This window comes from Pseudomonas sp. B14-6 (assembly GCF_013260315.1).
In the GTDB taxonomy this organism is placed as follows: domain Bacteria; phylum Pseudomonadota; class Gammaproteobacteria; order Pseudomonadales; family Pseudomonadaceae; genus Aquipseudomonas; species Aquipseudomonas mandelii.
In genome coordinates this window covers 767,661-780,094 of sequence record NZ_CP053929.1, presented here as the reverse complement: position 1 = coordinate 780,094, position 12,434 = coordinate 767,661, and the positions used below count along the sequence as shown (strand labels likewise).

General features: G+C 59.9%; 14 protein-coding genes. 6 read left to right on the top strand and 8 right to left on the bottom strand.

Annotated elements, in window-relative coordinates; genetic code table 11:
* Positions 1-41 precede the first annotated feature (41 nt).
* The 3 genes from HP062_RS03625 to HP062_RS03615 form a co-directional block, all read right to left on the bottom strand.
* Complete coding sequence (locus HP062_RS03625; RefSeq protein ID WP_010459899.1) at positions 42-1,010, bottom strand: hypothetical protein; 969 nt, start codon at positions 1,008-1,010, stop codon at positions 42-44.
* A gap of 255 nt (positions 1,011-1,265) precedes the next feature.
* On the bottom strand, positions 1,266-1,745 hold the full coding sequence (locus HP062_RS03620; protein WP_172790832.1) for a DUF934 domain-containing protein: 480 nt from the start codon (positions 1,743-1,745) through the stop codon (positions 1,266-1,268).
* A complete protein-coding gene (locus tag HP062_RS03615) occupies positions 1,742-3,415 on the bottom strand; it encodes a nitrite/sulfite reductase (RefSeq protein ID WP_077749666.1) in 1,674 nt (557 codons plus the stop codon). Before HP062_RS03615 ends, HP062_RS03620 begins: the two co-directional genes overlap by 4 nt.
* A gap of 273 nt (positions 3,416-3,688) precedes the next feature.
* Between HP062_RS03615 and ccoN the strand changes: the two genes are divergently transcribed.
* A complete protein-coding gene (gene ccoN / locus HP062_RS03610; RefSeq protein ID WP_010459896.1) occupies positions 3,689-5,116 on the top strand; it encodes a cytochrome-c oxidase, cbb3-type subunit I in 1,428 nt (475 codons plus the stop codon).
* A gap of 8 nt (positions 5,117-5,124) precedes the next feature.
* Positions 5,125-5,346 (top strand): hypothetical protein, encoded by a 222-nt coding sequence (locus tag HP062_RS03605; protein WP_042932102.1) that lies wholly within the window; start codon positions 5,125-5,127, stop codon positions 5,344-5,346.
* Positions 5,347-5,476: 130 nt separating this feature from the next.
* On the opposite strand, the gene HP062_RS03600 is transcribed toward HP062_RS03605, so the two are convergent.
* Positions 5,477-5,971, bottom strand: a complete 495-nt coding sequence (locus HP062_RS03600) for a hypothetical protein (protein WP_010459894.1) — start codon at positions 5,969-5,971, stop codon at positions 5,477-5,479.
* 70 nt (positions 5,972-6,041) lie between these two features.
* Complete coding sequence (locus HP062_RS03595) at positions 6,042-6,818, bottom strand: helix-turn-helix domain-containing protein (protein ID WP_172790831.1); 777 nt, start codon at positions 6,816-6,818, stop codon at positions 6,042-6,044.
* A 78-nt stretch (positions 6,819-6,896) separates the two neighbouring features.
* Between HP062_RS03595 and HP062_RS03590 the strand changes: the two genes are divergently transcribed.
* On the top strand, positions 6,897-7,589 hold the full coding sequence (locus HP062_RS03590) for an aspartate/glutamate racemase family protein (RefSeq protein ID WP_010459892.1): 693 nt from the start codon (positions 6,897-6,899) through the stop codon (positions 7,587-7,589).
* Between the two features lies 1 nt (position 7,590).
* Here HP062_RS03590 and HP062_RS03585 read toward each other — a convergent pair whose 3' ends face one another.
* From HP062_RS03585 to HP062_RS03575, 3 genes are all read right to left on the bottom strand, one after another.
* Positions 7,591-8,112: a GNAT family N-acetyltransferase gene (locus HP062_RS03585; protein ID WP_154504499.1), complete on the bottom strand. Its 522-nt coding sequence runs from the start codon at positions 8,110-8,112 to the stop codon at positions 7,591-7,593.
* A 191-nt stretch (positions 8,113-8,303) separates the two neighbouring features.
* Entirely contained in the window at positions 8,304-9,224 is a 921-nt protein-coding gene (locus HP062_RS03580) for a LysR family transcriptional regulator (RefSeq protein ID WP_172790830.1), read from the bottom strand.
* An 86-nt stretch (positions 9,225-9,310) separates the two neighbouring features.
* The gene (locus HP062_RS03575; RefSeq protein ID WP_010459889.1) at positions 9,311-9,751 is read right to left on the bottom strand and encodes a carboxymuconolactone decarboxylase family protein; all 441 of its coding nucleotides are present in this window, start codon (positions 9,749-9,751) and stop codon (positions 9,311-9,313) included.
* Between the two features lie 207 nt (positions 9,752-9,958).
* Here HP062_RS03575 and HP062_RS03570 point away from each other — a divergent pair, with 207 nt between their 5' ends.
* The 3 genes from HP062_RS03570 (at position 9,959) to HP062_RS03560 (ending at position 12,379) form a co-directional block, all read left to right on the top strand.
* On the top strand, positions 9,959-11,392 hold the full coding sequence (locus HP062_RS03570; RefSeq protein ID WP_010459888.1) for a PLP-dependent aminotransferase family protein: 1,434 nt from the start codon (positions 9,959-9,961) through the stop codon (positions 11,390-11,392).
* Positions 11,393-11,515: 123 nt separating this feature from the next.
* A complete protein-coding gene (locus tag HP062_RS03565) occupies positions 11,516-11,809 on the top strand; it encodes an antibiotic biosynthesis monooxygenase family protein (RefSeq protein ID WP_010459887.1) in 294 nt (97 codons plus the stop codon).
* Between the two features lie 156 nt (positions 11,810-11,965).
* Positions 11,966-12,379: a cupin domain-containing protein gene (locus HP062_RS03560; protein WP_010459886.1), complete on the top strand. Its 414-nt coding sequence runs from the start codon at positions 11,966-11,968 to the stop codon at positions 12,377-12,379.
* Positions 12,380-12,434 lie beyond the last annotated feature (55 nt).

The following is a 12,434-nucleotide window of genomic DNA, read 5'->3' as shown; positions in this document are numbered from 1 at the left end:
TGGTTTGCCCGCGATGGCGTCAACCCGGTTTCAGATCGGATTTACCACGAAGAACCACTCTTCAACGCCAACTCCCGCCGGCTGTTCGCCCGCATCGCCTTGATCAGCGACACCGTGCCCACCAGGATAATCACCCCTGCGAACAAAAAGTCGATGGTGTACAGCTGGAAGTCCTTCATCGGCCCCACCAGCAACACCCGGATCGCGCCGATACTCACCAGCGTGGCGAGAAAATCGATCCCCGGTTCATCGCGATAGAACACGTGCAGCAGCGGCAGGCACAGCACCAGCAACAAGAGCAGCACGATCACCTTGAACGAGCCTTTGCGCTCGACGCTGAACGCACACTCGTGGGCGCCGTAGGCCTTGTAGTCTTCATCGCGGATCATCGCGTTGCGTTCGTTGATGTAGTCGACGCGGTTGTACTTTTGGACCGGTGTGAAGGTGTTCGACATCTCCATCAGCGTGGTGATGTTTTTGAACCTCAAGTCGATGCGCTCGTTGCCCTTGAGGTAATACAGCACCGGTTTGTAGCCATAACGGTAGGTATCGAAGGGAAAATCCGTGGCCCGGCCCTGCACGCCGATGGGCCTTGGCTCAAGTTCGGCGTAGGCGCTTTTGTTGGCCGACGCTAGGTTGCGGCTCAGCGGCTGGACCTTGACCTGCTCAAGGAAAATCGGCGTGACGCCGAACGACCACTGCAAAGGTTCCAGACGCAGGCGCAGTTCGTTGCGGCCAAGGTCATAGCGGTTGAAGGTGCGCTCGGACACCACCACGGCACCACTGAGCATGAACTCGCCGCGCACCGTGTTGGTGATGCGCAGCGTCAGTTGATCCTTGCCCAGTAGCGCGGCATCGCTGGCCGGTGGCGTGCCGCACCAGGCCGTGCTGTCGAAGGCTCCGCCCAACTGGCCGTCGCGGTTTTCCTTGAACACATAAAAATAACTGGCCCACAGCGCCAACATCAGCAACAGCGCAATCAGCCCCAAAATCTTTTTGCCCACACTCAAACCAGACTCCTTTCTTTACCGACTCCCTGATGAGGCGTGGACTCTACCAAAATGCCATCAGCGGCCCAAGCAAAAATGCCGAGGGCGCGCCCATAGCAGCTGTCGAGTTTGCGAGTCTGCGTTCGCCTGCGCAGCAGTCGAGAAATCAGTTTGCACGTTGTGTCATGAGTACCGCGTGCTCCGGGTTTACGACGGCTCCGCCGCCGAACGCAACCTCGTGCGGCTCGACCGTTGCTGCAAACATCGGTGTCGGTTTCAGCGTCTTCTGAATAACGGCCGCGGTTCAATCACTGAACGCCCATAGAGCACACTCATCCCGGCCAGTCCCTTCAGCGCGTCCTCGGCGGATTTGTCTTCGCGCACCGCGAAACTATCGAATCCGCATTGGCGCATGTGGCTGAGCTGATCGCGCAGCACATCACCGACCGCGCGCAATTCCCCCGTCCAGCCCAACCGAGTACGCAACAGGTACGCCTGGCTGTAACCGCGTCCGTCGCGAAAACTCGGGAAGTCCAGGGCAATCAGCGGCAATGAGTCAAACCACGGCTTGAGACTTTCCACCTCGTCGTCAGGCCCCAGCCAGACCGCATGCTGTGCGGGCGCTTGAAGCCAGCGACTCAACGGTAAAATCACTGACCCGTCCGGCAATTCACCCTCTGCGTCCCTGACCAGCCCCCAAGGATCGTCAGCCACAATCCGCGCCACGCCCTCCTCCAGTCGCAACAGATTGTTCATGCCGAGACCTCCAGCAACTTTGGATAAACCTGCTCCTTGAACGGCTCAAGACCAATGCGCTGCAAGGTGTCGACAAACAGTTCTTCGCTCTCGCGGTAATCGACGAACGTGGCGATGATCCGCTCGATAACCTCGGGCACTTCGGCAGCGCTGAAGGACGGGCCGATGACTTTGCCCAGGGCGCTGTTCTTGCCCTGGCTGCCGCCGAGGGTGATCTGGTACCACTCGCTGCCGTTCTTATCGACGCCCAGAATGCCGATGTTGCCGATGTGGTGGTGACCGCAGGCGTTCATGCAGCCGGAAATGTTCAGGCTGATGTCGCCCAGGTCGTGGAGGTAATCCAAGTCTTCGAAACGTGCCTGGATCGCCTGGGCAATCGGGATCGATTTGGCGTTGGCCAGCGCGCAGAAATCGCCGCCGGGGCACGCGATGATGTCGGTCAGCAAACCGATATTGGCGCAGCCCAGGCCCTGCTCGCAGGCCAGGCACCACAGGGCGTAGAGATCAGCCTTGGGTACGTCCGGCAGCACGATGTTCTGTTCATGGGCGATGCGAATTTCGCCGAACCCGAACTGTTCGGACCACTCGGCCACGGCCAACATTTGCTCAGTCGTCACGTCCCCCGGTGGTGAGTCGAAGCCCGGTTTGGTCGACAGCACCACGCTGGTGTAACCCGCGACCTTGTGCGGTTGAACGTTGCGCGTAACCCAACGTGCGAAGGCCGGGTTCTCGGCCAGGCGCGTGCCGAAATTCAGGTCCGTGTCGGACAGTGAACGGTAATCGGGAGCCACGAAGGCACTGGCGACCCGCTCATATTCGACGTTGGTCAACTGCGCCGGACCGTCCTTGAGGTACTGCCATTCTTCCTCCACTTCCCTGGCGAAAGCTTCGATGCCCAGGGCCTTGACCAGAATCTTGATCCGCGCCTTGTACTTGTTGTCGCGTCGGCCGTGACGGTTGTAGACCCGCAGCACCGCCTCGACATAGGAAAGCAAATGCTGCCAGGGCAAACCCTCGCGAATCTGCAATCCAAGAATCGGCGTGCGCCCCAACCCGCCACCGACAATGACCCGCAGCAGCATCTGCCCACTGTCATCGCGATAAAGATAAAGGCCGATGTCATGCATCATGATCGCGGCGCGGTCCTGCTCCGCCGAGCAGATGGCAATTTTGAACTTGCGCGGCAGGTACAGAAATTCCGGGTTGATGGTCGACCACTGGCGCAGGATTTCGGCCAGCGGTCGCGGGTCCATCAGTTCGTCCGCCGCCACACCGGCAAACGCTTCGGTGGTGATGTTGCGCACGCAGTTGCCGGAGGTCTGGATCGCGTGCATCTCGACCTGGGCAAGTCGTTCGAGGATATCCGGCACCTGCGCCAGTTCGATCCAGTTGAACTGCATGTTCTGCCGAGTGGTGAAGTGGCCGTAACCGCGATCATAGTCCCGGGCGATGCTCGCCAGCGTGCGCATCTGCCTGGCGCTCAGGGTGCCGTAAGGAATCGCCACGCGCAGCATGTAGGCGTGCTTTTGCATATACAGGCCGTTCTGCAGACGCAACGGCAGGAACTCTTCCTCGCTCAACTCGCCCGTCATGAAACGCTCGACCTGATCGCGAAACTGCGCAACCCGCTCGAAGACCAAGGCCCGGTCATAGTCGTCGTACTGATACATGTGGCTACCTCATCAGGGTGGATCGCACGCTCTGCTACAGGGTGGCGGTGCTTGTGGCAGTGACTATGAACCTACGGCGCAGCGCGTTACAGATTCACCTGAATGCTAAAAAACCGTATCAGAGTGCGTCAGATCACCGCAGGCAGGCCTCGTATCTGATCCGCATAAACTCGGTTTTTCTGAGTCTGTTTTGTTTCGGGCAGGGTTTCTACAGTGGACGACATGCCAGTCCGGGTGGCCTGGCAAGACTTTGCAACCGTGGAAGCATTGACCATGAGCACAGCAACAATCGGACAGGCCTATAACTACAAGGTCGTCCGCCAATTCGTCGTGGCAACCATCGTCTGGGGCGTCGTGGGGATGGCAATGGGGGTGTGGATCGCCTCGCAACTGGTATGGCCCGAGATGAACCTCGACCTGCCGTGGACCACCTTCGGCCGCTTGCGCCCGCTGCACACCAGCCTGGTCATTTTCGGCTTTGCCGGCAGCGCGCAGTTCGCCGCCAGTTACTACGCGGTGCAGCGCACGTGTCAGGTACGGCTGTACTCCGACAAACTGGCCGCGTTCACCTTTTGGGGCTGGCAGTCGGTGATTGTGGTGATGCTGATCACCCTGCCGCTGGGCTACACCACCACCAAGGAATACGCCGAGATCGAGTTCTCCGGCGCGGTGTGGATGACCGTGGTCTGGGTCGCCTACGCCATCGTCTTCTTCACCACCGTGGTGCAGCGCAAGACCAGGCACATCTACGTCGGCAACTGGTTCTTCGGTGCCTTCATCGTCGTGATCGCGATGCTGCACGTGGTCAATCACCTGTCGATTCCGGTGGACTGGTTCAAGTCCTATCCGGTGTATTCGGGGGCCACCGACGCCATGGTGCAGTGGTGGTACGGGCATAACGCGGTGGGCTTTTTCCTGACCACCGGGTTCCTGGGGATGATGTATTACTTCGTGCCGAAACAGGTCGGGCGGCCGGTGTATTCGTATCGGTTGTCGATCGTGCATTTCTGGGCGCTGATCACCCTGTACATCTGGGCCGGTCCGCACCACTTGCACTACACCGCACTGCCGGACTGGGCGCAGTCGCTGGGCATGGCGATGTCGCTGATCCTGCTGGCACCGAGCTGGGGCGGGATGATTAACGGCATGATGACCCTGTCGGGCGCCTGGCATAAATTGCGCACCGACCCAATCCTGCGCTTTTTGGTGCTGTCGCTGGCGTTCTACGGGATGTCGACGTTCGAAGGACCGATGATGGCCATCAAAACGGTCAACGCCCTCTCCCATTACACCGACTGGACCATCGGCCACGTCCACGCTGGCGCCCTCGGTTGGGTGGCGATGATCACCTTCGGGGCCATTTACCACATGGTGCCAAAAGTCTTCGGTCGTGAGCAGATGTTCAGTACGCCGCTGATCAACTTGCACTTCTGGCTCGCGACCATCGGCACGGTGTTGTATATCGCCTCGATGTGGGTCAACGGCATCACCCAAGGGTTGATGTGGCGTGCGATCAACGACGACGGCACCCTGACCTACTCGTTCGTCGAGGCCTTGCAGGCCAGCCATCCGGGGTTCGTGGTGCGCTTTGCCGGCGGGGTTTTCTTCCTCAGCGGCATGTTGCTGATGGCCTACAACACGTGGCGCACCGTGCGGGTTTCGGACATGGCGATGGCCGAACGTGAAGCGCAGATTGCGTGAGGTTTGAGATGACCGAGATAGTGCTGAATCTGTTTGGGGTCGTGGGGTTTTGGCTGGCAATCGAGTACTGCCTGAAACACCAGACGGCCGAGAGCCTGGAGGACGCGAGCCTGATTCCGTTTGCCGATGACCCTGAGGTGGCGCGGCGGGTGGAGTTGGCGACGGGGAAGACTGTGAAGGCGGTAGCCCCCGAAGAAGCTAAACCCGGTTGGGTCAACCTGGAAATCTGACACACCACACATCCAAATGTGGGAGCGAGCCTGCTCGCGATGGCGCAGTGTCAGTCGATATTAATGCTGACTGATACACCGTCATCGTGAACAGGCTCGCTCCCACAGGATTATGTGTAAGGTCAGAGAATCAGCCGCGTTCGCGGGGGATCAGGCTCTGCAACTGCTGCGCCAGGAAGTTCGCGTCGAAGGCAAACGTATCCGGGTCTTTCAAACCATTGGTCTTGCGCCATTGCCAGCTCGTCGAAGGCGGCAGGCACACCAGCGAAATACTGCCATACCGCGCGGCCGTCAACCCCATCACCGCCAACGAAATCTGACCACCGACGCCCATCACGTCCGGCACGAACTCCACCGGTTTGCCGGCAATGACAATGCTCAGTTTCTCGGTCTTGAACGTCGACGACTCGACCGGAACGCTCGGCCCTGAAGCGACATACACCTCGCGACTCACTTCCAGCAGGTTCGGCACCTGGATCGGCTCCAGCCATTGCTGGATCTGGTCGAACAGTTCACCAATGCGCGTCGCCCACACGGCCGATTGCGACTCAAACACTTGCTTCTTGTGCGCTTCGCTTTCTGCATAGTGGCGAAGCATCTCGCCCAGTTGCTGTACGTCGTCCATTGCGGTGTTCCTTTGGTTGAAGCGGTGCTGCGGACGTTGAGCATGGCAGATGCGCGCTGCCGGCGTACGACTAAAAGCGTGAACGGTATTGGCTGGGGGTCATGGCCAGGTATTTGCGAAACGCGCTGCCCATGTGCGACTGATGGGCGAACCCCGAATCCAGGGCGATATTGGCCAGGCTCAGGTCTGTGCGTTCGATCATGCGGCGTGCCGCTTGAAGGCGAACTTCCACCAGATAAGCATGGGGCGTCAGGCCCATGGCCTGGGTGAAATCGCGCAGGAAACGCAGCGGATTCTGCCCGTAAGTGTCGGCCAGTTGCGCAAGCGTCAGAGGCTGGTGGAACTGCTCGGCGATCTGCTCCAGCACCCGGACGAAGGACATGGACGTGATCCGCTGTGTGGTGTCGATTTTCTGCCGGGTCAAGCCAACGAGCCCCAGCGCACACTGCTCAAACGCCAGTAGATCGGGCTGCGGCGCGAGCAACAGACGCCGCACCGCTCGTGCCAGGGTCAGCGCACGTCGATTGCCTGAAGACTGCACACGGCGGGTGACACAGGGTAACTGTTCATCGGCAAACGGTTCGTCCAGGCGCATCAGCAGGTATTCACCACCGGTGACGGACTCGGAGAACACCTCGACGCCGATCGGCGTATACGCCAAAACGCCGGGCAAGGTATCGAAATCCACCCGACGGTCGGAATCGATGGCGTGCACACCCTGCTGACGCTCCAGCGTGACCCCAAGCGTTTGCGACTGCGCCGCATCACGCGCGCTGTACGCCGCACGGGGCAAGAGTTGCAGGCAGACTTTGCCGTCGAACAAACGCTGACTCATGACATCAGGCATGTGAAATTTCCTGATAGATCGAAACCGGGATCCACTGGACACTCTCTCGCAAAGGGTTGCCAACAACAGGAGCACGCCATGCGCACCATCGGCCTTATCGGCGGCATGAGCTGGGAGTCCAGCGCCGAGTATTACCGCCTCATCAACCAACAGGTTCGCGACCGGCTCGGGCCGTTGCGTTCGGCGAAATTGCTAATGTACAGCGTCGACTTCGGCCCTGTCGAACAGGCCCAGCATGCCGGGCGCTGGGACGACGCGGCGGCGATTCTGGTGGATGCGGCGCAGCGACTGCAGGCCGGTGGTGCCGAATGCGTGGTGCTGTGTACCAACACCATGCACAAGGTGGCCGGGCAGATTCAGGCCGCGATCAGTATTCCGTTCCTGCACATCGCCGACCCGACCGGTCAGGCCGCCGTGGAGGCCGGAACGCTGAAAGTCGGGTTGCTCGGGACAGCATTCACCATGGAACAGGACTTTCTTAAGGATCGCCTGAGCGCGACGGGGTTGACGGTGCTGGTGCCGGACGCCGAGGAACGCAACGCCGTGCACCGGATCATCTATGACGAGTTGTGCGTCGGGGTGATCAGCGAGGCGTCACGCAAGGTGTATCAGCAGGTCATCGAGTCGCTGACTCGGCGTGGCGCCCAGGCGATCATTCTCGGCTGCACGGAAATCGGCCTGCTGATCAAACCCGAGCACAGCGCCCTGCCCTTGCTAGACACCACCGCACTGCATGCGCAGGCGGCAGTGGCGTTCGCGTTGGGCGACTGAGTCAGTCGGACTTGAGTGAGCGGCGCAGGCGCGCCATGCTCAGGGTATCGACCAGTCGGCCGTCCCGCACGGCGTAGTCACGGAACAGGCCTTCGGTCTCGAAACCGAACTTGCGGTAGAGCCCGATGGCCGCTTCGTTGTCGGCGTACACCGAAAGCTCGACCCGTTGCAGGTTCATCCAGTTGTCGGCGACGTCCAGCGCCGCTGCCAGCAGTTTTGAGCCCACGCCTTTGCCTTGCCATTGCACCGCGACCGCCATGCCGATATTGCCGGCATGGCTGCGGCGGATCCGCGAGAACTGCTCCAGACCAATGTTGCCGATGACCGCGCCCTGATGCAGCGCCACCAGCTTCACCAGCCGCTCGTTATCCGAAGCCAGGCGTTGGCGCCAGATCTCGGTGGATTGAAACGGCATTTGCAGGACCTGACGGGTAATCGCCGGCTCGTTGTAGAGCGCGGTGACGCCGTCGATGTGGGATTCGCTGAAGCGTTCGAGGGTGATGACAGAATCGGTGGCGGGCATGGTTGACTCATCCTTGATGCAGACATGGCCGCTTACTCTACAACACCATCTCGCGATGTGACCAGAACCCGATTGCAGGACAAGCCCTGTAGGAGTGAGCCTGCTCGCGATGACGGCGTGACTGTCGACATTGATGTCACTGACATTCCCTCTTCGCGAGCAGGCTCGCTCCTACAGGGTTGGATAGGCGTTCAGGCTTCGAACCACTCCCGCCGCTCGTTGAAGGTGTTGTGAATCAGTTCGACGATCATCTGCACCTCGGCCTGCCCCGCAGACTCGGCATTGACCGCCATCCACACCTGGCGCTGCATCGGCTGGTCGAACAACCCCGATAACCCGACCAGCCCCCTGTCAAACTGGCTCATGTAATTGGGCAGCAAACCAATGCAGGCGCTGCAACGAATCATTTCCAGCATCAGCTCATAAGAATGCAACTGCACCACGCCGGCCAGACGCTGATCGACCACGCCATTCCACGGCCGAAAACTCTCGATCTGACGATCAGGCTGCCATTGCACCAACATGAAGTCAGCGAGGTCATCGAGGCTGTCGGGGCGGGCCGCTACCCGTGAATAACGTTTGGCGATATGCGGCAGATAATCCAGTCGCACCAAAGGCTGAGGCTCGCTGACAGGGAAACTCGGGCCCGGCAGCGGTGACTCGGTGCCTGCCAGCCACAGCACCACATCTGCACTGACCGCTCGCAGCGACAGTTCGCTGTCCAGCGTGATGATGTCCAGGCGCACGCTGGCGTTGCGTCGCAGCAACGAGACCAGATCGCGGCCCAGGATGTCGTGCAGGATCGACTCGGCCACAGCCAACCGAATCAGCGGCTGTTCGATCACCGGCACGTCGTGTTCATGGGCCAGGGCGATCAATTGCGCCTGAAGCTGCAACCCTTCACGGCTCAAGGCCAGGCCATTGTCCTGGTGATTGAACAGCGAACACTGCAATTGCGTTTCGAGCTGCGCGAGGTGTTTGCGCAACTGAGTTGATTTGATGTTGAGGCTGCGGGCCGCTTGCATGAAACAGCCGCAACGGGCGCTGACCCGGAAAGACTGCGCCAGTACCGGATCGATACCGGCGGCGCGGGTGGATTCCATGAATGACATCAATGACTCCTGTCGATCTATCCTTGAAGCCCTCATCCTGCGCAGCGTTTATGAACCTGACGTGACACCTACGGCGGAAAATCGATTCAGCTGCTGGGGCTTTGCCGAAAACTCACCGCCAGGCGATTCCAGCTGTTGATGGTGGTGACCGCGATGGTCAAGTCGACCATTTCGCTTTCGTTGAACTGCTCACGCGCCACGGCGTAGACGTCATCCGGCACATGGCTTTCGGAAAGCAAGGTCACCGCTTCGGTCCAGGCCAGCGCCGCGCGTTCACGAGGGTTGAAGAAGCCGCTGTCGCGCCACACCACAATCGAATACAAGCGCCGATCCGTCTCGCCAAGGCGCCGCGCGTCCACTGAATGCATGTCGGTGCAGAAGGCGCAGCCATTGAGTTGCGAGGCGCGGATCTTGATCAAATGCAGCAAGGCTGGCTCGATACTGAGGTTGCTGGTCAAGGCCTCCATGGCGATCATCGCTTTCATCGCTTTGGGCGACGCACTGTAGTAATCCAGGCGGGAACTCATGGGGGCGACCCTCTTGGATCAAATGGAGACCCCCAAGGTAGGCGCTGACGCAGCGGCGTTACAGATCCAATTCGACGGAAAAGCCGTGGACCATTCGGCGGCAGACCAATCCCGGGTTTTTCGCCCACGCAACTTCTGCACGGCGGCTCATGCGGGTAATCTGGCGCGACGCACACGCGCCTCAATCGCTCCAGGAGCCTCGCCGGTATGGAACTTCATGTTGTCATCAACGGCCGCAAGGACCTGGCAGGCCAGTTGTACAACCAACTGCGCAGCGCCATTGAATCCGGCCGCTTGGCAGCCGGAACGCAACTGCCACCCAGCCGTTTGCTGGCCGAACAGCTGGGCATTTCGCGCAAGACCATTTCCGACACCTACGCCCAACTGACCTATGAGAACTTCCTCACCGGGGTGATCGGCAAAGGCACGTTCGTCAACGCCCGGACGGCCAAAGCCGCCCCCAAGCAAAGCCATTCACAGCTGGCGAGCTTCGAGGTGATCGAGTCCTGGCGCAACCTGCCGGTGTTTCTGCGCCACCCGACCCTGGAGGGCTCGTTACGCTACGACTTCATCGGTGGCGCGACCAGCAAAGGCCAGTTTCCGCAGGACGATTGGCGGCGCTGCACCTCTCACGCGTTGCGCCAGATTGCCGGTTCCAAGGGCTTCTACAGCCTGCCCGAAGGCCTGCCGGCGCTGCGCAACGCGATCGCCCGGCACATCGCATTTTCCCGTGGGGTCAATTGCCAGGACGAAGACGTGGTGGTGTGCAACGGCGCGCAACAGGCGCTGGACCTGATCTCCCGGGTGCTGACCCGTCCGGGCAGCATTGTCGCCATGGAAGACCCCGGCTATCCGCCGGCTCGCCTGTTGTTTGGCACCCATGGGGCCACGGTGATCGGGGTGCCGGTGGATGCCGAAGGCATTGAAGTGGACAAGATCCCCTTGGGCACCCGGCTGATTTACGTCACGCCGTCCCACCAGTTTCCGCTGGGCATGCCGATGAGTCAGGCACGCCGGGTTGCGCTGCTGGAACGGGCTTATGAGTTGGGCGCAATCATCATCGAGGACGATTACGACAGCGAGTTTCGCTACGAAGGCCGCCCGACCGATTCACTGCAAAGCATGGATGAGCGCGGCATCGTCGCCTACGTCGGGACCTTTTCGAAAACCATGCTGCCGGAGCTGCGCCTCGGTTATGCGGTGTTGCCGCCGGCGATTCTTGAAGCCGTCATCCGCGCCAAGCAACTGACCGATCTGCACACCTCCACCCTGCCCCAGTGGGCGCTGGCCAAATTCATCGCCGAAGGTTGCCTGCTCAAGCACATCCGGCGCTGCCATACGATCTATGCCGGACGTCGCGAGCGGATCCTGTCGCGCATGGCGGGCGACCTTTCGCCCTGGCTTGAACCCGTGCCCACCACGGCCGGGTTTCACATGGTGGTGATGTGCAAAGTGCCTATCGATATTCCGTTGGTGATCGAACTGGCGAAAAAGGTCGAAGTCGGCCTCTACGCTATCGACAGCTTTTTCTACCAGCAAGCGCCACGGGCCGGGCTGTTCCTGGGCTTTGGCGCCATCGAAACCCTGGACATCGACATCGCCCTGGACCGTTTGCGCGACATTTTGCAGCAGGTGGCCTGATCGATTGGTCTGCGTCTTTATCCAGCGATTGGCTATTGGCGGTCCACAGGTGCAGGCCTATCCTGCATAAGCGTTATCCCTCAGTGAGCAGGATTCGTCCGGCCTGATTCAGGAGTGTGAGCAATGTCCAACGAAGTGATCAATACCGTACAGGTGCAGGCCGCCGCCGGCCGCTCGGAAGAACTGGGTAAGCAACTGCAAAAGATTGTCGACACCCTGCGTCAGCAACCGGGCTGTGATTCCTATATGGTCGACCGCTGCCCAGAGGACAGCAACCGCTGGACCGTCAGCGCCCGCTGGCAATCGGAAGCGGCCATGCAATCGCATTTCAACTGCCCTGAAGTACAAGGCTTTATTGGCCTGATCGACAACCGATTGGCGAACTCCGTCGACTTCAACAGCTTCCCGATCCGCTGAACGCCCTGTAGCGGCCCTGTGGCGGAGGGCTTGTCCCCTCGCCACAGGGCCGCTACAGATTGGTCCCCTCACCTTCGCGAATATTGGCTGTTTGATTGGCCCCACCTGCGCACTACTGTTGTTTCTGACAACTAAACCAACCGCAGGTGAATGACCATGAAAGCTTTGCGTATCCTTGCTGCTCCCCTGGCTGCCCTTGCCCTGACCGTTTCTGCGACTGCCATTGCTCACGAAGGCCCTTCAGAAAAGATCACGGTATTGCAGGATGAAGCGCTGAAAAACGTGCCCGGCAAAAAAGCCATGATGATCGAGGTCGACTACAAACCCGGCCAATCGTCGATTGCCCACAAGCATGAAGGCACTGCCATGGCCTACGTGCTGTCAGGTGCGGTTATTTCTCAAGTGAAGGGTGAGAAAGCAATCACTTACAAGGCCGGACAGTATTGGTACGAACCCGCCGGTTCGGAACACTTGGTTTCGAAAAACGCCAGTGCAACCAAGCCTGCCAAGCTGTTGGTATTCATGGTGTTGTCCCCCGACGAGAAAGTGTTGATCCCCTTGGAAAACTGATAGCTGAAGGGATAGCCATAAATAAAAAGGCGCGAATTAACATTTCGGGCCTTTT